Genomic DNA, 24,818 nt, shown 5'->3' with positions numbered 1-24,818 from the left:
CGACGACGGCGATGTTCCCTGCGCCCGAGAGGAGAACGGCGAGCGGGCCGTACTGCACGAGTAGACAGTTCTGAGGAGAAGACAACTTGCCAGAGTTTCCCCCTGACAAGCGCGGACCGCACGGGAGCGACCCCAATTCCCAGACAACTGGTCGTCGGCTCCGCGCCTCCTCTCGCCCCCGCTTCCGTGGAGACACCGCCGCCAGCGACGATCATTCGACACCGCAGTCGAGCTCGCACGCCCGCTCGCAACAGCAGAACTCGCGTCCGTCGATACCCGAGCAGGCAGACTCCCCTCACAGCGCGCATTCCGGCTACAGTGCCGATTCCCGCTACGGCGCCGACGCTTACCGCCGTGACGCGCAACAGCAACCAACTCAGGGAGTCGAGCCCCGCCGGCCCGGCGAGAACTCCGGCCAGGATTCCGCCGCTCGGTCACCGCATGCTCCACCACCGCGCCCGGTAGCTCCGCGCACTCGCCGCGAAGCACGGATGCTGCGCGCTGCCGCCGCCAGCGGAGCTTCAGCAGCCGGAGTCGCCGCCGCAGCGAACTCGAATTCGAACTCGTCCGACGCTTTCGACGCGAACTTCCACCGCAATGCTGCCCACGATGCCCCGCGCACGTTCGCACGCAGCGAATCGGCCACTTCGGCGAGGGATCCCCGTGACTCCGCCCGATCGGACAACTTTGGCACGGAAGACGCGCCGACGACCCGCCGCGATGCACGCGAACGGCACTCCGCCGAATCCCGCGGCCAGGGCCGGAAGAAGGCACCAGCCGCACGATCAACACGCAATGCCGCGGCCGCAGCAGCGGTCGGCGCGGGCAGCACAGCATCCGCTGTCGGAGCATCGTCTGCCGCCAGAAGAGCCGACGACAACGGCCCAACGCACAACGCGAAGCCCGCCGAGCACGGACCGGCACGGGCCCGCCGTCATTCCTCCCGCCTCGGCGAAACCTTCCCCAGCCTCGTCGGTTGGACTTCGCTGAGTACGCTGCTGCCCGGAATCGGACTGCTGCGCACACGATTCCGTCCCGCCGGCCTCGTCGTGTTCGGACTCTTCGTCCTCACTCTCCTCGCCGGGCTCGTGTATCTGCTGGTCAAAGGGCCGGTGCGGGCTATCGCCACGGTCGTCGCCAGCCCCTCTCTGCTCAACTTCCTCGCGATCGCCGCCGTGCTCGTGGCCGTGATCTGGATCCTCGTGATGATCGTGTCACACCTCGGGCTGCGCCGCGGGCACAAATACCGGCCCTGGCAGAACAAGATGGCAGGCATCCTCGTCGTCTCCCTGGCCCTCATCATCGGCATCCCGCTGGGCGTCGGCTCCGTCTTCGCACGCGTGCAGTCGGACACTGTGGCCAGCCTCTTCGGTGACAGCACAGGCAAGGCCCACAGCGCCGAGGAGCTCTGGGCGGACAAGCCGTACATCAACGTCTTCCTCATGGGCCGCGACAACGGCGACGACCGTGAGGGCACACGCCCGGACACGATGCTCGTGGCCTCGATCGACACGAAGACCGGCAACGCCGCGCTCATCTCCGTGCCCCGCAACCTCGCGTTCCCGATCTTCCCCGAAGACAGCGAACTCGAAAAGGCCTGGCCAGACGGGTTCCGCCCCTCCGGCGACCCCTCCGAAGACCTCATCAACGCCGTGTGGCAGTGGGGTGAGCAGAACCCCGATAAGATCGGCGACGACCACGGACTCGAACCGGGAATGTGGACGACGATGCAGGCTGTCGAAGGCTCGCTGGGGCTGAAGCTCGACTATTGGGCCGCGGTCGATATGGCCGGGTTCGAAGATGTGGTCGATGCCATCGGCGGAGTCCAGATCGACGTCGAACGCCCCATCCCGATGGGCGGCGGAACGTCGATGTCCGGCGTGAAGAACGAGGTCTACGGTTGGGTCGATCCCGGCCCGCAGGTGCTCAAGGGCAAGGACGCACTGTGGTACGTCCGCTCCCGCGAAGGCAGCGACAACTACGACCGCATGTGCCGTCAGCAGCGCATGCTCAAGACCACGCTCGAACAGATCGATCCGCAGGAGATCGCCACGGCCTATCCGAAGCTCGCGAACTCCGCGACCCGGAACATCGCGACCTCGATTCCGCAGAACGAGATCCCGGCCTTCATCGAGCTCGCCCTGATGATGCAGAAAGGCGACGTCACGACGGTCCAGATCAACAACGATGTCACCCCCACCTACGACCCCGACTTCGATGTCCTCCATAAGTGGATCCTCGGCGAGGTCAAGGGTGCATCGGACGGCGAGGAGACTCCGAAGCCGACGAACGTCGGCAGCAAGTCCCAGGAGTCCGGTGACAGTGCGGATGCGTCCGAGGACACCGCCACCGAGGATGCAGGTGCCGACAGTGCCGAAGCTGCGGACTCCGCCGATGGTGCGACCGAGGAAGGCGGCGCCGAGGCGGCCCCCACCGAAACGACGACGCCGGGTGAGCCCGATGCTGAGGGCAAGTGCTACCCGAAGGGGTACAAGCCCGGTGACGACTTCCCTGGCTACCCCGGCCCTAACGGCGGAACCGGCGAGCAGGGGTGAACGACACCCCACAGACTCCCATCCCCGCGGTCGCGATCATCGGCGTCGGACCGCGCGGTCTCACTGTCCTGGAGAGGCTTGTGGCGTTGGCGGCGAAGCGCTTCGCTGGCAGCTCCGAGACCGCGCTGACTATCCACCTCATCGACCCGTATCCGCCGGGTGCCGGCATCGTGTGGCGCACCGACCAGCCCGAGTCTCTGCTGATGAACACCACCATTGCCGAGCAGACGGTCTTCCCCGACTCCAGTTGCACCTTCCTCGGCCCCGATGATGTGCCGACCGGACCGTCCATGGCCGAGTGGTATGTCGCGGACGGCGGCACCGAACCGCTGCACTCGACGTTCCCCAGCCGCAGCCTCTACGGCCGCTACCTCCGCGATGCCTACCGCCGCATCCGCGCCCACGCACCGGACTTCATCGAGATCGTCGAGCATCCGACGAAGGCCGAATCCGTCATCGACCTGCCCACGATGGATCTCCCGCAATCCGCGCCCGAGGAATTACGGGCCGCGGTCCCCGAGCAGCTCGTGCGTTGCCAGAACGGCACGACGATCGTCGCCAGCGCCGTCGTGCTCGCCGTCGGCCACATCCCCAGTGCCCAGCCGGAGGAGCGCGCCCGCCTCGCGGCGTTCGCCGAGCAGAATGGCGGGCTGTATCTGCCGCAGGGCCTGCCCGCAGAAACCCCCGTCGCCGAGGTGGCCCCCGGTGAGCGTGTCATCGTCCGTGGCATGGGGCTCAACTACTTCGACCTGCAGACCTTGTTCACTCATGAGCGCGACGGTCGCTATCTTCCGCAGCCCGGCGGGCACCTGAAGTATGTGCCCAGCGGAGACGAACCGCGATTGGCGCTGGGATCACGTCGCGGAATCCCGTATCGCAGCAAACCGATCTGTCAGGAGCATCCTCGGCGGGACTGGCCGCTGCGGTATTTCACGAAGGACAATGTCGCGCTGCTCGCCGGACTCGACAACCTCGATGGGGAGCGCAAAGCCGGTGCGCGGTTCAATGACCAGCTGTGGCCGCTCATCCTCGCCGATCTGCGTTTGGCGTACTATCACACGCTCTCCCAGGTCCGTCCCGAAGCGTTCGCCGATGACCCCGGTCAGCTGCGTGAGGCCATCGGCGAGGCCGTGTCACGCCACCTGACCCGACGCACCTGGCAGGAGACCCACCCGCAGGCGGCGGGCGATGCCGGTGCCGCCGAGACCACCGAGGAGACCGCCCGCCAGGGCCGCGTCACTCGCGAAGCCTTCGCCTGGTCGGAGATCGAAGAGGCACTCGTGCCCGATCCTGCCGATCGCATGTCTCTGCACACTCTGCTCAACCCGCTCGAAGGCGAGCTGTTCACCAGTCGCGAACCCGGCGAGCCCGGTTCCCTGCACGAGTGGATGCTCGACTTCCTGCGCACCGACCTGCACAGCTCCCTGGCCGGTCCGACCGGCAGCCCGGAGAAAGCATTGTTCACTGTGCTGTGGCAGTCCCGCCTGCTGCTCAAGGACCTCATCGTCGCCGGTCACATCGATCGGGTGAGCATCGACATGGAGATCCTCGGCTGGTTCGAGGGCTTCGTCTCCGGCATCTGCGATGGGCCTCCCCCACAGCGGATCGCCGAACTCCTTGCCCTCGCCGAGGCGGGAATCGTGTCCTTCATCGGCCCCGATATGCGCATTGAGGAGAACCCGGACGCACTCGAAGCGCGTGAGGCGAACGCCGCTGCGGTATCCGGGACGGCCGCCGATGTGGCGTCCGGGGCGAAAACGCCGGGGCCGCGACCGGAGCTCTTCACGGTCACCTCGGCGCAGGCCGCCGGTGAGATCACGGGCAGTGTCGTCATCGATGCCGCATCCCCGACGAATTCCGTCTCGCGCGCAGCCGATGTCCTGCTGTACGGGATGCTCGAGCGCGGTCAGCTCACCGCAGCACGCTTGACCTTGGACGACGGTCGGGAGAAGTTCCTCAACGGACTCGCGCTCACCCCTCGCCCCTATCGCACGATCGATGTCGAAGGAAACGTCAACCCGCGCCGATTCGCATTGTCCATTCAGCTGTCGTCGAAGCAGTGGGGTCTGGCGATCGCCGCGAACCCCGGCACCGATGCGGCCACACTCAACGACTCACACGCCGTTGCAGAGGCGATCCTCGACCTCCTCTGAAGCCCCGCGGGCTCTCGCCAGACGCCAGACGCCGAGCACTGAACGCGAACAGCCCAGTTTAAGGTGCACAGCCCAGCTTCAAACGTGGGCTATCCAACTCAGACTGGGCTATTCGCAGACCCGCGCCACCGACGCCCCGCGCCACCGACGCCCCGCGCCATGGCGGCTACGCCATTTCCAGGGCGGCTTCGGGCTTCGTGGTCCGGGCCCGGACGATCGCGAGCAGCGACATCACGATGCCGATGACCGCCCAGGCCAGCAGTCCGCCGTAGGCTGCGGCCTGTCCGGTGGTGCCGGCGGCGATCGCGGCGAAGCCGTTCATCGACGGGGTCAGCGGCAGGATCGGTGCCACAAAGTCGAAGAACTGCGGCACCGCGCCGATCGTCCGCCCGGCCACGGCCAGGACCACGGCGATCACCGACAGGAACCGCCCCACTCCGCCGAACCACGCCACGAGGGCGAAGTTGAGGATCATGAACACGATCGCCGAGGCGAAGGTGAGCACCGCGATGTCGAAGCCTTGGACCGCATCGATGTCCATCACGGTCACCGCGAGGATCGAGAGCACGAGCGCCTGCAGCACACCGACGACCACGCCGGGCAGCAGACCTCGGGCCCACACGGCGAGCGAGGGCTTCGTCGACAGCAGGGCCCAGGCCGGAATCGGTTTGAGCACCGTGTACGTGACGAGCCCGCCGATCCACAGGGCGAGCATGATCAGCAGCGCGATCGTCGATCCTGCCAGGACGTTCGTCAGACCATCCGGGCTCGGGGCCTTGATGTTCGCCGAGGCGACCTTCGACAGCTGGTCGCGTTCCGGAGCCGTGTAGGAGGGCACATCGTCCGCTCCGTCCTTGACTCCGTCCGCGAACTTGCTGACACCCTTCGCGTATTTGCCGGTGCCCTTGTCGAGTTCGTCGAGTCCGGCCGCCAGATCGGAGGTGCCTGTCGCGGCCTCGGAGACACCGTCGGTGTACTTGCCGACACCGGTGCTGTACTCGTCGAGCCCCGCGGAGAGCTGCCCGGCTCCGTCGGAGAGCTCTGAAGAACCGTCCGCGAGCTGCCCGACGCCCTTTGACAGGGCCGGCATCCCGTCGGCGAGCTGCTGGTTGCCGTCGGCGACACCGGCGGCACCGTCCCGCAGACCCTGAGAGGCCTTGAGCAGCTTCGGAGCGTTCTTCGAGATGTCCGCCATGCCCTTCGTCAGCTTCCCGAGGCCGTCCTCGAGTCCCTTGACGAACTTGCTCACACCGTCGGAGAGCTCCGATGCGCCGTCAGCGAGTTCATCGGACCCGCCGAGGAGAGAGGCGCCGTCCTTCTCCTGCTCGAGCCCGTCGACGGCGGTGTTGAGTCCACCCGACGTGCCGTTGAGCAGGCCCTGCGCGTAGGCCTGTTCGATGCCCTTGCAGACCTGATCGGGGGTGCCGGTCGGGCACATCTCGGCCCGCGCCTGCTTCGCCTCGGCCGCGGTCATGATGTCCTCCTTCACGAGCCCGTCGAGATCCGGCTTCGCACCGGCCAGCTGATCGGCCTGGTCAGCGCCCTTCTTGAGACCGTCACGGTACTGGTGCAGACCATCGGAGAGGCCGGAGGCCCCCTTGGACACGCCCTGCGCGCCCTTGTCGAGTTTCTTTCCCCCGTCAACGAGGTCGTCGAGTCCGCCTTCGCCGGAGTCACCGGATCCGGCGAAGCCCTTGATGATCTCGTCGATCGACTTCGTGTATTCGTCGACTCCGTCGGAGAGTTCGCCGGAACCGTCGGCGAGCTTCTGGGTGCTGTCGGGAAGTTTCGCTGTCTTCTTGTCGAGTTCGTTCAGGCCTCCGGACAACTGGGAAGCGCCCTTCGACAGCTCTCCGGCACCGTCAGAGAGGTCCGAGGCACCGGTCTTGAGTTCGCCGCCGGACTTGCCCAGCTGTTCCATCCCCGCAGCCAGTTCACCCGCGCCGCTCGCGGACTTGTCCGTGCCTTCCTTGAGTCCTTCGGCGCCCTTGTCGAGTTCCCCGGCGGCGTCGCCGAGGTCCTTCATCTGCTCGCCCATCTCGTTGAAGCCGACGTAGATGTTGTCGAGGTAGGTCTCGGTCATCTTCGTATTGAAGGTCGTGCGGGCCACCTCGGCGACGGAACGGGAGATCTGCGTGTCCAAAGCCGGTACTGTGCCCGAGACATCGACGTCGATCTGCGTCTGGGTCGCCGATTTCGCGTCGTCGACCGAGGTCACTGCGCGGGAGAAGCCTTCGGGGATCGTCAGCTGCGCGGCGTACTTGCCGTCGGACAGCCCCTTCTCAGCCTCGTCTTCGTCGGTGATGACCCAGTGGATGTTGTTCTCATCCTCGCCCACGAGGCCGCTGGTGAGCTGTCGCCCGATCGGCACGGTCTTGCCGTCGACCTTCGCGCCGTCGTCGTTGTTGACGACGGCCGCCTCGATGGTGTCGAGGCGGTCGCCGCTCTTCCAGGTGGCGAGGATGAATCCGGCCGCCACGATGATGGGGATGAGGACCAGGCCGAGGAGGGAGAGCCAGTTCACCGGTCGCTTCGAGTTCGCACGTTCGAGTCTCACGACTGCACGCCTTCCATGTTGGTGCTGTCAGCGGCGTGGGTGTGTTCGCCGCCTGATTCGCTGTCGGTTTCGCCTCGTCCATCGGGCCGAGCTTCGTCGAGGTCGAGGTGAAAGTAGTTCGTGTCGGGGCTGAAGATCCCGGTCACATCGCCGTCGGGCAGGCCGAGGACGACGGTGGTGCCGTCTGCGACGAGCTGCGGCAGGAGGTCGCGCAGGTCGCGTCCGGGTCCGGCCGCGTCCCGTGCTCCTTCGCTCAGGTGCTCGGCACCGTCGATGATGAGCAGGTCCGGCGCCGAGGCGGCCATCCGAGAGATGTCGCGCGGGCTGATCGCCTGGTCGGCTCCGCCTGAAGTGAGGTCGAAGTACGGCACCTGGCGGCGGACCCGTCCGGAGTGTTCGGGCAGGACGTTCTCGCCGATCTTCATCTCTCCGGCCGTGAGCCCGACGCGGCCGGAGACGGCCAGCAGCAGGGCCCTGCGCGCGGCGCCGCTGGCGACGAGGATCTGTCCGGGCCGCAGCGAGATGTCGACGCGGGCGAAGCCGCGCTCCCCCGAATACACGCCGATTCCGCGACCGTAGACCCGGTAGTCCGAGTTCGGCTCCGGCCAATCGCGCAGCGCCACCTCGTGGGCCAGTCCCTCACCTTCGACGTCGAGGCGCGGCAGGATCCGATCGAGCCACTTCGGCAGCCACCAGGCTTTGTCGCCGAGGAGCTGCATGATCGCGGGCACCAGCGACATGCGCACGAGGAACGCGTCGACGAAGATTCCCGAGGCCAGGGCCAGGGCGATGGATTTGATGATCGGCTCACCGGCGGGCACGAAGGCCGCGAAGACGGAGAACATGATGATCGCCGCGGCCGAGACGACGCGGGCCGACGAGGCGAAGCCGGCCCGGATGGCCTCCTTGGCCGAGGCCCCGTGGACATAGGCTTCGCGCATGCCGGACACGAGGAACACCTCGTAGTCCATGGCCAGGCCGAAGAGGATGCCCATGACGATGATCGGCAGGAAGCTGATGACCGGCCCAGTCGAATCGATCCCCAAGGGGGCGGCGAAGAGTCCGTCGTGGAAGACGAGGACGACCGTACCGAAGGAGGCGAACACGGACAGGAGGAAGCCGCCGGTGGCCTTGATCGGCACTGCGATCGACCGGAAGACCATCATGAGCAGGATGATAGAGAGTCCGACGACGAAGATGCCGAAGGGCAGCAGAGCCTTGCCGAGCTGGTCGGAGACGTCGATCTGAATCGCAGTGGCACCGGTGACGGCGGTGTCGAAGTCGAAGTCGTCTTCGATCTCCTTACTCAGGTCCCGCAGCCGATCGACCGTGTCGAGAGTCGCAGGATCGTCGGAGGCAGTGGTCGGAATGATCTGGAACAGACCGACGGTCGCGTCCCGGTTCGGGGTGGCCATGATGACCTGTTCGACGCCGTCGACCTTCTCGATGCGCTTCTCGATCTCCTCGACGTCTCCGAGCGGGTCGTCACTGGTCACGATCTGGCTGGTCATGACCAGGGGTCCGTTGTAGCCGGGCCCGAAGTGTTCGTCGATGAGGTCGTAGGTCGCCCGCGCCGGGGTGCCCTGCTCCTGGTCACCCGCGGTGGGCAGGGACAGCTGGAGCTGGGTTGCGGGGATCGCGAAGAGCGCGAGTCCGCCGACGATGACGACGATCGTCAGCAGCGGGATCTTCGTGACGACCTTCAGCCACCCGGCGAAGAACTTGTTCATGATCGTCGGCGGGTACGGGTCGCCGCCTTCGGCGCGCGCCTCGTCGGCGATCTTCTCCCGCATTTCTGGGTCGGTCACCTCGGGGGCGGTGGTCGCGGAACCAACGCCCGCCTCGGCGCTGGTCGATGTTCCATCCGCCGAGGCGGCCGTACCGTCCGTCGCCCGCTGAGCGGCCGCGGCGAAGGCCTTCCGGTAGCGCTTCGTCGGCTTCGGCGTGATCTTGGCCTTCACGAGTCCCAGCAGGGCCGGGACCATCGTCAGGGAGATCATCACGGCCACGGCGACGGAGCCCGAAGCGCCGATGCCCATGATCGTGAGGAAGGGGATTCCGGCCAGGGAGAGCCCGAACAGGGCGATCATCACGGTCATGCCCGCGAACACGACGGCGGACCCGGCGGTCGCTACGGCGCGTCCGGCCGCCTCGATGGGGTCGTGGCCTTCGGCGAGGAGGTCACGGGCGCGAGAGACGATGAAGAGCGCGTAGTCGATGCCCACGGCCAGGCCGAGCATGAGCGCGAGCATAATCGACGAGGAGTTGATCGTCGCGAATGCGGTGCCGCCGACGATGAGCAGCACGGAGATGCCGACGCCGATGAGTGCGGTGATCAGCGGCATGCCTGCGGCGCGGAAGGAGCCGAGGGTGAGCAGGAGGACGATGAAGGCGATGACGACGCCGATGCCTTCGACCCAGGAGATCTCGACACCGGTGATCTGGAAGAGCTCACCGCCGCCTTCGACCTCCGCTCCGGGCAGGGCGTCGCGCAGCGGGTCGAGGGCGTCGATGAGGTTGTCGCCGGCGTCCTCGCCGACGTCCTGCTGAGTCCCGTCGTACTGGACGGAGATCATGGCCGCCGTCTCGTCCTTGCTGATGGCGCCCTCGACGAGGTCGGAGTATGGAGAGGTCACCGTGTCGACGTGAGGGAGGTCCTCGATGCGATCGATCTCGTCTTCGATCGCGTCCTTGTACTTCTCGTCCTCGACCGAATCGCCGTCATCGGCGACGACGATCACCGAGGCGGAGACACCGGCGGCTTCGGGGAACGTCGACTTCATCGAGTCGAGAGCGGTCTGCGCCTCCGAGCCCGGGAGCGTGAAGTCGTTGTCGAAGTCCTTGGAGAAGGCTGCGACTCCGGCACCGATGAGTACGAAGATCAGAAGCCACGCGGCGATGAATCGCCACGGGGTCCGATACGCACGACGGCCCAGGGCGTAGAGGAAAGTTGACACGAAAACCTCGATACAAAAGTGTATTGGATACAGTATTGTATTGTTGTGCAACACCCACCATCCATGCAAATGGATCCCAGAATTCGCGCGGATTCTCATAGGATGCTCAGCCGCCGACAGGACCACCGCCACGAAATGACGATGAACACAGACGAACTCAGCCCGCGCAGGCGCCAGACCCGAGCCACCCTCGTTCAGGCCGGCACCTCGGTCTTCGCCGTACGCGGCATCGACGGCGCCTCGATCGAGGAGATCTGCGAGGCCGGAGGGCTGACCCGCGGGGCGTTCTATTCGAACTTCTCCAGCCGTGACGACCTGGTGCTCGCGATCATCGAGATGCGCACCGAGGAGAATCTCGATCGACTCGATGCCACGATCCAACGATGGACCGAGCAGCTGACCGCAACGGTCGAGGTGCCGGAGATCAAGGCACTGATGACGACGTTCATCGACGACGTCTTCAACGAGAAGAAGCAGACCGTCGCCGAGACCATCACCGAGCAGGAGATCGAGCTCTACTGCCTGCGGGTGCCCCACCTCCACGCGCGCTACGTCGAGCTCAACAACTCACAGTTCGAGCGTCTGGCCGCACTGGTGACCACGGCTCTCGACGTGGCCGGAGCGACGACGAAGCAGCCGATCGGCGACTTCCTCACGGTCATCATCTCCGTATTCAACCGGATCGCGCTGAGTGCAGCGGCAGGCAAGGCGATGGATGAGCACGTCGACATCGACCCGAGCCTCATCATCGAAGTCCTCATGCACCTCATCGACTTCTGCCCCGACGACGAGGACTGAACACGCTCGACGAAGCGGCCCAAGGCACTAAGGTGGTGCCCGTGAACGAACTCCAGCGCGAATTCTCTGCTTTCATCAACAATATGGACGTCCGCCTCGGCGCGTTCGTCCTCGCCGACCTCCCCGAGACCTTCGAGAAGGAGGATGGGGAGACCGTGAAGTTCCCGAAGGACTTCGGACCGCAGTCACTGCCGATGCTCGAACTCTTCGTACTCTCGAAGTTCCCGAACACCGAGGAGATCCTCAAACCGGAGCACCGCCGCTTCTTCGAAGGACTCATCCGCTACCTCGGCGAAACCTATCTGCGTGCGATCGGCGGGGTCTGGGACCACGACGAGTCGACAGGCAACGGGATGCCGTTCATCCGCCCCGACAACGCCGACGGCCCGGCCGCCGGTGAGCCGATCCCGCTGGTGGGCATCGTGCTGGCCGCTGTCGATCAGCGCAGCGCCGAGGTCTTCACCGCGGTGCTCGAGAAGGCCAGGGAGCTCCTCGGCGGGGACGGCCAGCCGCGACGCAAGTGCACGGGGCTCTCACTCGGCGTGCTCAACGCCGAGAACTCGAGTGAGGAAGAGGTCGAGTTCCTCTCCCGCTTCATCGGCACCGTCGAGCCGGGCATCGCCGCCTGGACTCAGGAGCAGGCCGATCCGAGCTCGTGGGGCTTCGACCGGGAGAGCCTGGCCCGCCTGGGCAAGCAGGTCGCGGTCCGCTACGACGGACCCGACGACATGATCGCCGAGGACGAGACTCCCTTCACCGCCGGCGCCATGCGTTTCATCGGCGAGACGGTGCGCCGCATCGCCTTCGGCCAGTGGCGCTACGGCGCCGGGCTCGAAGCCGATGATCCGCGCAGCAAGCAGCCGTTCATCCGCTTCGTCATCGGCGAGCAGAACCTCGACCTCGTGCCGTGGCGACTCATCCAGGCCGCTCTGGAGAACGACGATGCAATCGCCTCCGCCCTCGACGCGGTCATCGAGATGCGCGAACAGGAAGCCGCCGAGGCGGCCGAGAGTTCCGATGATTCCGCAGGTGGCGCGAACGCGGCAGACGACTGAGAGACCGCCGTCGCCGGGAGGTCGCGGACTGGATCCGTGGCCGTCCCTGCGCGTGATTGTGGGTTCAGAGTTGGAAGCGGCGGTTTCCGTCCAAACCTTCGGCCGGTGAGCCGGGCGCGAGGTCTATCTGCTTGCGCGCCGGGTCGATGCGCACGCTCACCAGGGTCGCCGATCGGTTCCCGTATGCGGCGTCGGGTGCCGGAGTGCAGCACACTGGCGCTTCTCCCGGCTCTGTCGTCAGCAGCTTCGTGAGATCGCCGACCGTTACGGGTGCGCGCTCTTCATCGCCCGATGAGGCGGCACCGTGGGACGAGCCCTCGTCATTACCCGCACCGGCACGTTCGGCTTCGAAGCGCACGACCGCCTCGGCGAGGTGACGGTAGCGCTCCTGTGAAGTCGATTCGGGGCGCAGCTCCATCGCGCCGTCGAGCAGATCCGGGTGCAGGAAGTGGTTCGTGTGGATGAGGAACCCGGACTTCCCCGTCTCTTCGTCGGCGGAACTCGTCGCCTGTACCCGTCGTTCGCGCTTGGCTGCACCGGCGATCTCGACCTGGACAGCCGCCTCGGCGGTGATGACGGTGATGATCGACGACGATGAGGTCGGTGCCGAGTCGATGATCTCGAGCGCCTCGGCGAGGGTGCCGGCTTCGGCCAGGACCCGGGCGAGGATCATGTGGATGGGCACTCCCCCGGCCTCGTCACCGGCGTGCTTGAGGATGTTGAGCAGCACCCCGACGCCCGCCTCGTTGAGGCCGATCTTGCCGAGCATTCCGAACTCGGCGATGCCGACGTGCCGGTGTTGCCCGGGCACGGAACCGACGTCGTTGAAATGCCACAGGGTGGAGAAGTCCACCGCCCAATCCCAATTCTGCGCGGCTACGGACGCGCCTGGGCTGGTGTGGCTCACGGTCGAGCATTCGGTCGGTGCGGCCGTCGCCTGGGTCATGATCTCGGTGCGGGCGATGATCTCCATGAGCTCGGTGACATCGATGCCAGCACCGGCGGCCACGGCTTCGGCCTCCTCGGCTCCGGTCAGCCACCATTCCCGGAGTTGCTGCCAACTCGACGCTGCCGCCGACTGCACGGCCGCCTCGGTGATGGACAGGTGCGAGAAATAGCGCCGATACGCGTCTAGGGTGGAGGCGATTCCCGTGCGGAGCTCCTCGCCGCGCTGCTGTCCGCGGGCAACGTGGTCGCTCGCGCGGACGGTGAAGGTCGTGGGCCGCACCTCGGCGGCGGGGACGAAATCGGTGCTCATGGTGCCTCCTCCTTCGGCCGGCGGCTCAGTCCTTGCCGACGAGAGAGCCGACGCCGATGTCGATACCGAGATAATGCATGTGCGCGGCGGTTTCGGCAAGGGCGGCGAAGAGGTTGAAGTTGTGCAGGCTCTCGAAGCCGCGCGACCAGTGCAGGCCCGCCGCGATCGAGTAGACGCTATGGTCGTCGGTGGCTTCCATGCGCGCGCGGATCTCGCCGAGGCGTTCGTGGTGGTGTTCGACGAGTTCGACCTTGCGGTCGTGGAGTCCGGTGAAGCGGAAGCCGTGGGCCGGCAGCACCGCCACGTCCTCGTCGAGCTGACCGATCTTCTCGAGCGAGCGCAGGTAGTCGCCGAGGCTGTGCGTGATCGCGCCGGAGTCGAGGCCGATGTTCGGGGTGATCGTCGGCAGAACGTGGTCGCCGGAGAAGAACAGTTTGTCCTCGTCGCGGACGAACGCCGAGTGTCCGTACGTATGTCCCGGAGTCCACATGGCCGTCACTCGGCCTTCGTCGAGCGGGAGTTCGGTGCCGTCGTCGAGGACGTGGATGTTCTCGGGCAGCTGGCTCATCGCCTGTCTGTAGAGGTCCATCGAGGCGCTCTTCGAGCCACCCTTGCTCGACCCGACCTGGAGGCTCTCGACTTCGGCCCAGCGGTCTTCGGGCACACCGTAGACGCGGGCGATGTTGAGGTTGGGGTCGATGCCGGTGCCGAGGTCGACGGCATTGGTGTAGAAGCGCTTGATCGCGCGCAGATCCTCGCCATGCATGGCGACCCACGCGTCAGGGTTCTTCGCGAGCAGTGCGGGCACGAGCCCGATGTGGTCGCGGTGGTAGTGGGTGATCGCGATTCCGTGGATGTCGGCGACCTTGAAGCCGAGGTCGTTAAGCGCCGAGGTGAGCGCCAGGTACTGGTCCTTGCCGTCCCAGCCTGGGTCGATGAGGACGATGCCGGTTCCGTCGGCGATGGCATAGCAATAGATGTAGACGAGGGGGTTGTTCGGGATCGGGACCGGGAGGGCCCAGACTCCTTCGGCGACTTTTTCCACCGGAGGCAGGACGCGATCCTTCCATGCCGCCGACTGCTGGGAACTGAGCGTTTCGATCGCCATACTTCTCTCACACCTCTCATGGGGGCCACATTGTCCGTTGACTGCAATCTACTCCGTTTCCGTTGAGAACTGACAGTTCGTTCGATAACCGGGCCCGGAATTCACTGTCGGGACTACCGATATCGTCGTTCAACTTGCCGTTCCCCATCGTAAACGTTGCGATTTGGCACTGATACTCAAGGAAATCCTCGGCGAGGGTTTCGTTTTCAGTACTTTCAACGTTAAGATCATGACGCACATCACTTCCGGGTCGGTCGTCGATGTCGACGTCCTCGGCCCGGTGGGCGGCAAGACTCATTGGGGAGGATTGATATGGCTGCCTCTGGCTCACTGAAGCGCAACCTCGGACTGTGGTCCATCGTCGGACTCGGGCTCGGCTATATGACGCCGACGGTCGTGTTCGACACCTTCGGAATCGTGTCCGGCGAGACCTCGGGAGCCGTGCCTTCGGCTTATCTCATCGCTCTCATCGTCATGATCTTCACGGCGTTCAGCTACGGCAAGATGGTCAAGGTCTTCCCCACCGCGGGCTCGGCCTATACGTATACGCGGGAGACGATGTCGCCGGGACTCGGCTTCCTCGTCGGGTGGACGTCGCTGATGGACTATCTGCTGCTGCCGATGGTCAACTGCCTCATCGCGCGCCTCTATATGGAGTCACTCGTTCCCGATGCGCCGCCGTGGGTGTGGGTCGTCGTCTATACGGTCGTCATGACCGGCATCGTCACCTCGTCGATGCGGGGAACGGCGAACTTCAACGCCGTGCTGCTCATCTTCGCGGTCACGATGGTCACTCTCTTCTGCATCTTCGCGATCGTCAACCTCACCAACGGCGAGGGCGCCGGAGTCGTGTTCAGCCCCGAGCCCTTCGTCCACGAAGGCGTGAAGCTCTCGACGCTGCTCACCGGCGCGACCGTCGTGTGCTTCTCGTTCATCGGCTTCGACGCCGTGACGATGTACACGAACGAGGCCAAGCACGTGAACCTCATGCCGAAGGCGATCATGCTCACCGTCGTCTCCGGTGGCGCCATCTTCCTCGTCGCCAGCTACTTCGCGCAGCTGCTGTTCCCCGACAACTCGCAGTTCAACATCGTCGACGATCCGCTGCCGGAGATCGGATTCCTCACCGGCGGTCACGTCTTCCAAGGCTTCTTCCTGGCCGCGGCATTCGCCGCCACGATCGCCTCGGGGTTGGCCTCACACGCATCCGTTTCGCGCATGCTGCTCGTCATGGGGCGCAACGGCGTGCTGCCACGCAAGGCCTTCGGCTACATCAACCCGAAGACGCACACTCCGGTGTTCAATATCGTGCTCGTCGGTGCGGTGTGCCTGCTGGCGATGTCGTTCAGCCTCGAGTTCATCTCTGCGCTCATCAACTTCGGTGCGCTCATCGCCTTCACCTTCGTCAACCTCACGGTCATCGCTCACTACGCGTTCCGGACCCGGCAGGTTGTGGACTTCAAGTCGGCGTTCAACTTCGTCGTCATGCCGGCGATCGGAGCGATCCTCACCGGTGTGCTGTGGGTGAGCCTGCATGAGACGGCGCTCATCGGCGGACTCGTGTGGTTGACCATCGGCGTCATCTACCTGGCCGTTATGACCCGCGGGTTCCGGCGCTCCGTGCGCAGCTTCGACGACCCTGAGGCCGACGCCGAGATGTCCGAACCCGAGATGCCCGAGTCGGCCGAGGGTGCTGGGGCACCCGAGGCTCCTGAACCGGAAGCACCGGTTCGCGACTGAGGTTTCGGCACCAGGGTGCGATACCCGCCAAATGGCGTGCATGAGCGGCTTCAGAATTCATAAGTGGTGATCTTGATCAGTACGTATGAATTCTGAACCCGCGAGTGCTGACACATCGCGCCGGGCGCACGAGAAAGCCCCCGAACTCTTCGCTGCTGGCGATGAGTCCGGGGGCTTCTCACTGGGCGGAAGCGGTGGGATTCGAACCCACGGTGCGGGGTTGCCGCACAACGGTTTTCAAGACCGTCTCCTTCGGCCGCTCGGACACGCTTCCATTGGTTCGTCCACGCCTGTGTCAGAGATGGAATGAACCCGGCCTGCTCGACACGAGGTCGAGCCACCATAGTTTCTCACAACCGCAACAGCATCTGCCAATTGGCGGTTGAGGAGAAGCAGTCAGTCCTTCTTGCGCTTCTTCATCCGGTTCCGCTTGCGTTCGGTGCCCAGAAGGTCGTCGAACACGGAACCGTTCCCAGACTTCGAATCGTCGCCGGACTTGTCCGATGATTTGTCGGAACGTGCCACGGCTTCATCTCGGCTCTTGTCCGACCGGTCGGAGACCTGTTCGCCGAACGTTCCCCGGTCAGTGCCGGAATTCTGCGAACGCTCGTTCCACGTATTGCCCAGCTTCGGTGCGTCCTTCGGCTTGGCCGGCTGCGGTTCATGTCCCGTGCTATCCGCGTCCTCTGAGATGGCGCCGCGAGCCGCGAAAGAAGCCGGTACTCGTCGGACCGGAGCTTCCGATTCTTCTTCCTCGACGAATTCTTCGTCTGCAGCCGGAGCCGCTTCGGGTTCACCGTCCTGAGGCGGGACCACGGTCGAGTCTTCGACGTCGTCGATGTCGGGGTCCGCGACGGCATCTACGGTGTTCTCCGCGGTATCGGCGACCTCGACCTCGGCGGCTTCGGGGGCACCGGTTTCGGACTCGTTGGTCTCGGAGTCACCGGATGTCGGCTCTGCCGCAGGAGTTGCGTCGGCTGCGGGCGTTGCGTCTGTTGCGGTCTCGACCTCGGGTGCCTCGGCAGCTTCGGTCTCTGCGGTGGCAGGTTCGTCCGCTTCGCTCGTTCCGGACGGCTTGCCGGAGGCAGAGTTTTCGGTGTCCGTGTCTTCGGAATCGGAATCGGAATCGGAATCCGAGTTCGCGATCGCAGCCGCAACGGCACCGGAGGTTCCGCGGGGTGCGGCAGCGACAGATTCCGAATCGGCTGCTGTCGCCTCGTCTGCAGGTGGAGCCACGGCGAATGAGTCGCTCGACCCAGCATCCGCGCCCGAACCCTCGCCACCGGCGGCGGCGTCGGACGCGTGCGATCCCTCGGCTGCGTCAGAACCAGCCTCGCTGGATTCGGCCCAGCTGGGACGGGTCTCGGCGGCCTCTTCGGTGCGGGACGGCTTGCCCTTGAGGACGAGGGTGAGCGTGGCCAGCGGCACGGACAGCCAGTTCGGGCGGTTGCGCAGTTCGGTGACGACCTCGACGAGAAGTCGGTCGACCAGCGCCGCGCGCAGCACGGGATCGTTCAGCCCGATGCTGTCACCGCGAGCACGCGAATATCCGGACAGCAGCGAGTTCTGCACCTGCGAAGCCCACAGGTATTCGGGCGAATCGAAGATCGCACGAAGCGCCCCCGGATCATTGCCGAAGCCGCTGACGACCAGCGAGCCGTCCTCGGAGTCCAGCGCATCAGTGCGCTGCAAACGAGCGAAGCCGGCGGCGTAGTCGATGCTGCGCAGCAGTGCCACGAGGTCGAAGGCGGCGGGCTTCGGATCCGAGTTCGTCGAGTCCGTGAACTTCACGACCGAATAGCCGTCGGTCGAAGAGCTGACCACGTGGTCGAGCGTCAGCTCGCCGTGGATCTTCTGCAGGGTGCCGATGGTCTCGAGTCCCTGCAGCCGGGCACGGTGCCCGCGCAGCTCCGGGACCAGCGAATCCAGGGCCAGAGGTGCCCGGCCGAGCGCCCAGTCGATGCGTTCGACCCACTTCTGCACGAGCTGCCTCGTCGGTTCACCGGCGCCTTCGACGACACCGAACTCGGCGGCCATGTCCGTGTGCAGCTCTCCGATGCGCCGGCCCATCTCCGCAGCGTGGGCGTTGTAAGCCCCGATCGAACCGGAGTCGACGGCGCACACCGTATTGACGGCCTCCCGCCAAGCGGGCTCGGCGTCCACATCGACGTGGGAGAGCAGCGCCATCGGCGCCTCCATCTCCTGGACCTCGAACATGTCGTACCAGCGGCCCGAGCCCCAGCCGATGACCTCGGGCACGCTGCGCGACCCCGCCTCGGTGAGGAGGACGGGAATCGTCAGCGATGACGGCATTCCGTTCTCGAGGACGCGGAAGAAGGAGAGCTCCATCGGCTCGTATTCGTCGTGGATGACGACGGTCGACTTGTGCTGTCCGGAGTCCGAGACCTCGATCGGGCGGATCTCAACGGGCATGACGTCCTCCGCCCCCACCGTGAGGTCACCGATCGATGGCTTCGGTGGGACCGCCTCGGCGGCGGTGTTCGTCGATCCATTCGCCGAGGCGGCGCCCCCGTTCGCGGTAACCGGGAACGGCATCGGCGCACGGTCCCGGGCCTCGGTCTTCTCCTGGCTATGGCGCAGGGATTCCGTGGACAGCTGCCCGCCGTCGAAGACCTTGCGCTTCGTGATCGCGTCGGCCATGAGGTTGACGAAGACGGGATCGGCGGCGCCGTCATAGACGTAGACGGTGCCGAGTGCGAGGTCATCGATCCGGCCGATGAGGGCGTGGCGCAGGTGCATGTCCTCGGCACCGCGCAGGGTCAGGGGGATGTTGAGACGACGCAGGGTCGGGCCATCGCCGACGGAGATGACGGTCACCAGACCGGCGAAGCCGCCGAGCTCCTCGGCGGTGTAAGTGAACGCGCGGGCCACCGACATGGGGGTGATGTCGGGGTCGGTCCCGAAATCTGCTGCGTGCTTGGGGAACCACGGCTGTCGGGGTATCCAGCTGGCTAACAGTTGTTCGAGCTCACTGCTGATGGCCATGACGTCTCCTAGAAGGGATTACGGGCATCCTCCATCCAATCATGATATGGGGTGTTCGCGGTTCAGGGCGCACCCGAAACCCCGAAGTCGGGAGCCGAATCACGGGGTTCTGGCGGGTGCGAGGTGTCCTCATGTCGATACGAGTTGCCAAATGGCAAGACAAAGGGCGCACAATAGTCTGGTGGTTGAAACAGACATGACACCCCAGAAGCTCACACTCGCCGGCGAGGTCGAGGCGGCTGCGCTGCGAATTTCCGATTCCGTCATCCTGTCGCCACTTCAGATCTGCGAGCGGTTGACGACCGCAACCGGTTCCACGGTCTACCTCAAGCGCGAGGACCTGCAGATGGTGCGGTCCTACAAGATCCGCGGCGCCTTCAACTTCATGCTCCAGCTCGACGCCGACGAACGCGCCCGTGGAGTCGTGTGTGCCTCGGCGGGCAACCATGCGCAGGGCTTCGCCCGCGCGTGCAAGGAACTGGGCATCCAGGGCACGATCTTCGTCCCGAAGACGACGCCGAAGCAGAAGATCGAACGCGTCCGCCACTTCGGCGGGGAGCAGGTGACGATCGAAATCGCCGGCTCCACCTACGATGACGCCTCCGCGCTGGCGCACCGATTCGCCGAACGCAATGAGGCACTCCTGGTTTCGGCGTTCGACGATATGCGCACGATCGCAGGTCAGGGCACCGTGGCCGCTGAGATCCACGCACAGCTCGAGACCGATCCCGACTACATCATCGTGCCCGTCGGCGGCGGCGGAGTGCTCGCGGGAGTCGCCGCCTATGCTGCCGAACGGATGCCGAACACGAAGGTCATCGGCGCCGAACCCGCCGGAGCCGCCTCGATGATTGCTGCTCTCAAGGCCGGCCACCCCGTGACCTTGGAGAACATCGACCGCTTCGCCGACGGCACTGCCGTGCGCCGGGCCGGCAACATCACCTACGACGTCATCGCCGAACACGGACTCGACATCCGCCCCGTCGCCGAAGGCGCGGTGGCCACCGAGATGCTCGACATGTACCAGGTCGACGGAATCATCGCCGAACCCTCCGGAGCCCTGGCCTCTGCCGGGATCGGGGGACCGGACTCCGACAAGCCGATCACGATCGAACCCGGATCGACCGTGGTGTGCCTGGTCTCCGGCGGCAACAACGACATCTCCCGCTACCCGGAGATCCTCGAACGCTCGCTTGTCCACGAAGGCCTCAAGCACTACTTCATCGTCGACTTCCCGCAGGAGCCCGGTGCACTGCGCCGGTTCCTCAACGAGGTGCTCGGACCCGAGGACGATATCGCGATGTTCGAGTACGTCAAACGCTCCGACCGTGAGACCGGACCGGCGTTCGTCGGCATCCAGCTCGGCTATGCCGAGGACCTGCCGAACCTGCTCGAGCGGATGGAAGCCTCATCGATCGAGGTCGAGCGCGTTCACCAGAACTCGCCGATGTTCCGCCTCTTCGCCTGAGGTTGGGTTGCGCAACTTGGCGGCTCGCCGCTGCTGAGTGGCGGATGATCGCCTGAGGAGCGGAAGCCCCTGCCCTCTCGCGCACCCAGCTACTAGAGTGGTTGCATGCGCGCTATCACGATCTCCTCCCCCGGTGACCCCGAGGTTCTGCAGGTCACCGACGAACCGACACCCGAGCTCGCCGCGGATGAGGTACTCGTCCGCGTCCATGCCGCCGGAGTCAACCGGGCCGACCTGCTGCAGCGTCGCGGATTCTACGATCCTCCACCTGGAGCCACCCTGATTCCCGGTCTCGAGGTCTCCGGCACGATCGAGAAGCTCGGCGCCGACGTCACCGGCTGGTCCGTCAGCGACCGCGTGGCGGCTCTGCTCTCCGGCGGCGGGTACGCCGAGTCCGTACCCGTTCCCGCAGGTCAGCTGCTTCCCGTCCCCGATGACTTCGACCTCACCGAGGCGGCCGCGCTGCCCGAGGTGCTGTCGACCGTCTGGTCGAACATCGTCGGCCGCGGACAGGTGAAGGCAGGCGAATGGCTGCTCGTCCACGGCGGCGGGTCCGGCATCGGCACGGCCGCCATCCAGATCGCGCGCCACCTCGGCGTGAAGATCGTCGTGACGGTCGGCTCGGATCGGAAGGCCGAATTCTGCCGCAGCCTCGGTGCCGATGCCGTCATCAACTACCGCGAAGAGGACTTCGTCGAACGCGTCCGCGAGATCTGCACTCACGATGACGGGTCGACAGGCGCCGACGTCATCCTCGACATCATCGGCGCGAAATACCTCGAACGCAATATCAAGGCGCTGGGCACCGACGGCCGACTGGTCATCATCGGCATGCAGGGCGGGACGAAGACCGAGATCAATCTCGGCTGGCTCATGCAGCCGCGCAAATCCGTATCCGCCACGACCCTGCGGGCGCGACCGAAGGTACAGAAGATCGCCATCGTCGCCGAGGTGGCCGAACAGTTGTGGCCGGCCGTGATCTCAGGCGACATCCGCCCCATCATCCACGAAACCATGCCGTTGACCGACGTCGTCCGTGCCCACCAGACACTGGAGGACGGCGCGAACATCGGCAAGGTTCTGCTCATCGTCGATGAGGAAGGTGCACAGCAATGACCGAGAACCCCGAGACCGGAGACAGCGTCGACAACGACACGACTCCGCCCACCGGCGCAGGTTCGCCGGCCGACAGCTCAGCGCCCACCGGCACAGAGTCGCCGGCCAGTGAATCTGCGCGGGCCGACGGCTTGGCGCGGGCGCAGCAGGATAAGGCGGATGTCTCTTCACCGGCGAAGGTGATGCGCATCGGCACCATGGTCAAGCAGCTGCTCGAGGAAGTCCGCGGCACCGAGCTCGATGAGAAGGGACGCGAGCGTCTCGCCGAGATCCACCGCCGCTCCATCGACGAACTCGAAGAAGGACTGTCGAAGGACCTCATCGACGAGCTCGAACGCCTCGACCTGCCCTTCGATTCGACCGACGGTCCGCCGACGACCTCGGAGCTGCGGATCGCACAGGCCCAGCTCGTCGGCTGGCTCGAAGGTCTCTTCCACGGCATCCAGACGGCGATCATGGCCCAGCAGGCCATGGCCCAGCAGATGGGCGGTCGCGGCCAGCTGCCTCCGGGCATGGTCCCGCCCGGGATGACCCCAACTGAGGGACAGCCGAGTGAGAAGGAGTCGGACCCGGACGACCGCGGCCCCGGCAACTATCTGTGAAGCGCTTCCTCTCCGGCCTGCGCAAAAAGGCGACGAAGACCGCGATCAAGGACGATGACCGGTTCGGCACCGGGCTATGGCGGCACAACCGTGACCGCTTCATCCGCGCCGTCGACCGGTATTACACCACCGCGGTGGCCCTCCACGAGGCACGGGACTCCGATGGCAGCGCCACGTCGGGAGCCGCCTCGGCGAACGCGGACGAAACGTCCGACGGTGAGGTCACAGCCGCCTCGGCGAACGATCCCGTCGACGTCATCGTCGACGGCACCCACCGGCTCAATGCACTCGTCGAGGTCGTCGACGATCTGACCGCGACCCTGCACACCCGGTTTCCCGTCACCGGTCAGGTGGTGCCCGGGCCCGCGCGGCAGGCTGTCGGCGACGCACCGGAGCTGCTGACGAAGGCCTCGTCGAAGGTCGGCGAGGCGGTGCTCGCGGCATCGATGGCACGGTCGGACGGACAATCGGGACGGTCGATCGACTCGAACGCCGAGGCCACGGTTCGGTTCATCACGGACGCCGAGGAGCTGCTGGGGCGGGCGCGGGAGATTCTCGCTAGGGTAGAGGAATCATGAGACCTCCGATCAGCCCCGAAATCCTGCCGCCCGATGACTTCGACCTCGGCCTCGTCGCCAGCGATATCGACGGCACTCTGCTGCTGAACTGGAAGCCGATCTCGACGGCCACGATCGATGCGATCCACCGCTGCCAGGACACGGGAATCCCGTTCGTCCTCGTCACCGGGCGGCCCATGCGCTGGCTGGCACCGATCGCCGAGCAGATCCCCGATCTCGGACGGGTCGTGTGCCTCAACGGGGCGGTCGTCTACGACATCGCCTCTCAGTCCGTCGTCGATGCCCACACCATCGACGCGCAGTCGCTGGCGGAGATCACCGCGGCCGTCCGCGTCGATCATCCTGAGGCCCGGTTCGCCTACGAGACTCTCAACGGCGGTTTCATCGACCGGGAGTTCGTCACCGCCCGACCGCGTGAGGCCCGGGTCATCGACGATGTCTCCGAACTCGCGGGCGAAGACGTCGTCAAGGTGCTCGTGCGCCTGGAGACGAGCGATTCGCAGGCGATGCACGACCTCATCGATCCGATCGTTGACGGCACCTGCCATGCGTCGTTCTCCGAACCGGACAACGGACTCGTCGAACTCGCACCGTTCGGGATCACGAAGGCGAAGACGCTTGAGGACCTGTGCGACCACCTCGGAGTGGCGCAGTCGCAGGTGATGGCGTTCGGGGATATGCCCAATGACATCGAGATGCTGTCCTGGGCCGGACACGGAGTCGCAATGGGCAATGCGCTCGGTTCGGTCAAGGCGATCGCCGCAGCCGTGACCGAAGCCGTCGACGACGATGGAGTCGCCCGCTACCTCGAAGCCGTCTTAGACACCCGCCCCAACTGACCCCTGTTGCTACCTGACGGCGGCCCAGCTACCTCGCGCGAGGTTGCTGGGCCGCCGTCAGGTAGTAATTAGGGGCGGGTGTTGGTGGTGCCCACTGCGTCGAGGAGGCTGGAGTCGAGGTCGAAGTAGTCGACCAGAGCCACGGCGAGGCCGTCGTCGTCGATCGAGTCGGTGACCACGCTCGCGAGCACCTTGAGGTCGTCCTTCGACTGGCCCATGACGATTCCGTGCTCGACCCATTCGATCATCTCGATGTCGTTGAGTCCGTCGCCGGCGCCCACGGTGTGCGCATGTTCGACTCCGAGTTCCTCAGCCACGAGCTCCAGGCCGCTGGCCTTCGAGACCCCGTCCGGAGCGATGTCGAGCCAGTTGCTCCAGCCCACCGAATAGCTGACCTCATGGAGTCCGAGCGAGTCCACGGCGGCCGCGAACTCCTCAGCGGTGCCGTTGACCTCACGCATGACGATGCGGGTGGCCTGCTTCGTCAGCAGCTCTTCGAAATCCACGATGTCGAGGGTGTCTGATTCGGCGAGTTCGCCGACCGGGAACGCCCCGGACGCCCACCGGTGCAGGTCCGGATCCTCGACGAGGAACAGCGCCGCCGGCAGCGCCGCGTGCATCTGCTCGAGCGCATCCTTCGGGTCGAAGGACACCACATGGTGCATCTCCCAACCCAACGGCAGCTCCGGATCGAGGCGGACGACGACGGATCCGTTCGAGCACACGACGAAACCGTGCTTGAGATCGAGCGCGTGGACGACTTCGAGCGCACCCGGCAGGGCACGGCCGGTGGAGATCACGAGGTGGTGGCCCTCCTCGACGAGCCGATCGAGCACCTGCCTCACCGACTCCGACAGGGATCCGTCGTAGCCGACGATCGTGCCGTCGACATCGAGTGCGATGAGGTGCGGGGTCAATATGTCTCCCAACGTATGCGTGATTTCTCTTGTCGTCGTTCCTACCGGCGCCGAGGCGACCGAACCCAACCGAGAAACGCCGGGTTCCGCCGAACGGTCAGTCCCCCGCGT

At 65.7% G+C, this 24,818-nt stretch carries 16 protein-coding genes and 1 tRNA gene; 10 read left to right on the top strand and 7 right to left on the bottom strand.

Features of this window, described 5'->3' with window-relative positions:
* Positions 1-86: 86 nt before the first annotated feature.
* Both ACSE4D_RS10705 and ACSE4D_RS10700 read left to right on the top strand, forming a co-directional pair.
* Positions 87-2,555 (top strand): LCP family glycopolymer transferase, encoded by a 2,469-nt coding sequence (locus ACSE4D_RS10705; protein WP_436325928.1) that lies wholly within the window; start codon positions 87-89, stop codon positions 2,553-2,555.
* Positions 2,552-4,708, top strand: a complete 2,157-nt coding sequence (locus ACSE4D_RS10700) for an FAD/NAD(P)-binding protein (protein WP_436325927.1) — start codon at positions 2,552-2,554, stop codon at positions 4,706-4,708. The genes ACSE4D_RS10705 and ACSE4D_RS10700 overlap by 4 nt, the downstream gene beginning before the upstream one ends.
* 166 nt (positions 4,709-4,874) lie before the next feature.
* Here the strand turns inward: ACSE4D_RS10700 and ACSE4D_RS10695 are convergent, their stop codons facing one another.
* Positions 4,875-7,265 carry a YhgE/Pip family protein gene (locus ACSE4D_RS10695; RefSeq protein WP_135539881.1) on the bottom strand — a complete coding sequence of 797 codons (2,391 nt, stop codon included), beginning with the start codon at positions 7,263-7,265 and terminating at the stop codon, positions 4,875-4,877.
* The gene (locus ACSE4D_RS10690; protein WP_425120406.1) at positions 7,262-10,222 is read right to left on the bottom strand and encodes an MMPL family transporter; all 2,961 of its coding nucleotides are present in this window, start codon (positions 10,220-10,222) and stop codon (positions 7,262-7,264) included. The genes ACSE4D_RS10695 and ACSE4D_RS10690 overlap by 4 nt, the downstream gene beginning before the upstream one ends.
* Positions 10,223-10,357: 135 nt before the next feature.
* Here ACSE4D_RS10690 and ACSE4D_RS10685 point away from each other — a divergent pair, with 135 nt between their 5' ends.
* Entirely contained in the window at positions 10,358-11,020 is a 663-nt protein-coding gene (locus ACSE4D_RS10685) for a TetR/AcrR family transcriptional regulator (RefSeq protein WP_425120407.1), read from the top strand.
* Between the two features lie 41 nt (positions 11,021-11,061).
* On the top strand, positions 11,062-12,075 hold the full coding sequence (locus ACSE4D_RS10680; protein WP_425120408.1) for a hypothetical protein: 1,014 nt from the start codon (positions 11,062-11,064) through the stop codon (positions 12,073-12,075).
* A 64-nt stretch (positions 12,076-12,139) separates the two neighbouring features.
* Here the strand turns inward: ACSE4D_RS10680 and ACSE4D_RS10675 are convergent, their stop codons facing one another.
* Together ACSE4D_RS10675 and ACSE4D_RS10670 are read right to left on the bottom strand one after the other, a co-directional pair.
* The gene (locus ACSE4D_RS10675; protein ID WP_425120409.1) at positions 12,140-13,333 is read right to left on the bottom strand and encodes a C45 family autoproteolytic acyltransferase/hydolase; all 1,194 of its coding nucleotides are present in this window, start codon (positions 13,331-13,333) and stop codon (positions 12,140-12,142) included.
* 25 nt (positions 13,334-13,358) lie between these two features.
* The gene (locus tag ACSE4D_RS10670) at positions 13,359-14,441 is read right to left on the bottom strand and encodes an MBL fold metallo-hydrolase (RefSeq protein ID WP_425120410.1); all 1,083 of its coding nucleotides are present in this window, start codon (positions 14,439-14,441) and stop codon (positions 13,359-13,361) included.
* A gap of 312 nt (positions 14,442-14,753) precedes the next feature.
* Here ACSE4D_RS10670 and ACSE4D_RS10665 point away from each other — a divergent pair, with 312 nt between their 5' ends.
* A complete protein-coding gene (locus tag ACSE4D_RS10665) occupies positions 14,754-16,181 on the top strand; it encodes an APC family permease (protein WP_423058599.1) in 1,428 nt (475 codons plus the stop codon).
* Positions 16,182-16,367: 186 nt separating this feature from the next.
* On the opposite strand, the gene ACSE4D_RS10660 is transcribed toward ACSE4D_RS10665, so the two are convergent.
* Positions 16,368-16,455, bottom strand: a tRNA-Ser gene (locus ACSE4D_RS10660).
* 122 nt (positions 16,456-16,577) lie between these two features.
* Positions 16,578-19,187, bottom strand: coding sequence for a maltokinase N-terminal cap-like domain-containing protein (locus ACSE4D_RS10655; protein WP_425120411.1), 2,610 nt, complete (start codon positions 19,185-19,187; stop codon positions 16,578-16,580).
* A 196-nt stretch (positions 19,188-19,383) separates the two neighbouring features.
* Here ACSE4D_RS10655 and ilvA point away from each other — a divergent pair, with 196 nt between their 5' ends.
* The 5 genes from ilvA (at position 19,384) to ACSE4D_RS10630 (ending at position 23,790) form a co-directional block, all read left to right on the top strand.
* Entirely contained in the window at positions 19,384-20,655 is a 1,272-nt protein-coding gene (gene ilvA / locus ACSE4D_RS10650; RefSeq protein WP_039209495.1) for a threonine ammonia-lyase IlvA, read from the top strand.
* 105 nt (positions 20,656-20,760) lie between these two features.
* Positions 20,761-21,771, top strand: coding sequence for an NAD(P)H-quinone oxidoreductase (locus ACSE4D_RS10645; protein WP_425120412.1), 1,011 nt, complete (start codon positions 20,761-20,763; stop codon positions 21,769-21,771).
* On the top strand, positions 21,768-22,373 hold the full coding sequence (locus tag ACSE4D_RS10640) for a proteasome activator (RefSeq protein ID WP_425120413.1): 606 nt from the start codon (positions 21,768-21,770) through the stop codon (positions 22,371-22,373). Before ACSE4D_RS10645 ends, ACSE4D_RS10640 begins: the two co-directional genes overlap by 4 nt.
* Positions 22,370-22,951 carry a hypothetical protein gene (locus ACSE4D_RS10635; RefSeq protein WP_425120414.1) on the top strand — a complete coding sequence of 194 codons (582 nt, stop codon included), beginning with the start codon at positions 22,370-22,372 and terminating at the stop codon, positions 22,949-22,951. Before ACSE4D_RS10640 ends, ACSE4D_RS10635 begins: the two co-directional genes overlap by 4 nt.
* Positions 22,948-23,790: an HAD family hydrolase gene (locus ACSE4D_RS10630; RefSeq protein WP_425120415.1), complete on the top strand. Its 843-nt coding sequence runs from the start codon at positions 22,948-22,950 to the stop codon at positions 23,788-23,790. Before ACSE4D_RS10635 ends, ACSE4D_RS10630 begins: the two co-directional genes overlap by 4 nt.
* A 68-nt stretch (positions 23,791-23,858) precedes the next feature.
* On the opposite strand, the gene ACSE4D_RS10625 is transcribed toward ACSE4D_RS10630, so the two are convergent.
* Complete coding sequence (locus ACSE4D_RS10625; RefSeq protein WP_425120416.1) at positions 23,859-24,707, bottom strand: HAD family hydrolase; 849 nt, start codon at positions 24,705-24,707, stop codon at positions 23,859-23,861.
* Positions 24,708-24,818 lie beyond the last annotated feature (111 nt).

Source organism: Brevibacterium sp. FAM 27836 (assembly GCF_051351055.1).
Classification (GTDB): Bacteria; Actinomycetota; Actinomycetes; order Actinomycetales; family Brevibacteriaceae; genus Brevibacterium.
Note: the sequence above shows the minus strand (reverse complement) of the source record. Positions and strands in the feature narration are given on the sequence as shown.

Bases quoted from the DNA above. Each gene is read 5' to 3' on its own strand.
- ACSE4D_RS10670 (WP_425120410.1), bottom strand. From the start codon at position 14,441: ATGGCGATCGAAACGCTCAGTTCCCAGCAGTCGGCGGCATGGAAGGAT.
- ACSE4D_RS10685 (WP_425120407.1), top strand. From the start codon at position 10,358: ATGACGATGAACACAGACGAACTCAGCCCGCGCAGGCGCCAGACCCGA.
- ilvA (WP_039209495.1), top strand. From the start codon at position 19,384: ATGACACCCCAGAAGCTCACACTCGCCGGCGAGGTCGAGGCGGCTGCG.
- ACSE4D_RS10645 (WP_425120412.1), top strand. From the start codon at position 20,761: ATGCGCGCTATCACGATCTCCTCCCCCGGTGACCCCGAGGTTCTGCAG.
- ACSE4D_RS10665 (WP_423058599.1), top strand. From the start codon at position 14,754: ATGGCTGCCTCTGGCTCACTGAAGCGCAACCTCGGACTGTGGTCCATC.
- ACSE4D_RS10630 (WP_425120415.1), top strand. From the start codon at position 22,948: ATGAGACCTCCGATCAGCCCCGAAATCCTGCCGCCCGATGACTTCGAC.
- ACSE4D_RS10655 (WP_425120411.1), bottom strand. From the start codon at position 19,187: ATGGCCATCAGCAGTGAGCTCGAACAACTGTTAGCCAGCTGGATACCC.
- ACSE4D_RS10675 (WP_425120409.1), bottom strand. From the start codon at position 13,333: ATGAGCACCGATTTCGTCCCCGCCGCCGAGGTGCGGCCCACGACCTTC.
- ACSE4D_RS10640 (WP_425120413.1), top strand. From the start codon at position 21,768: ATGACCGAGAACCCCGAGACCGGAGACAGCGTCGACAACGACACGACT.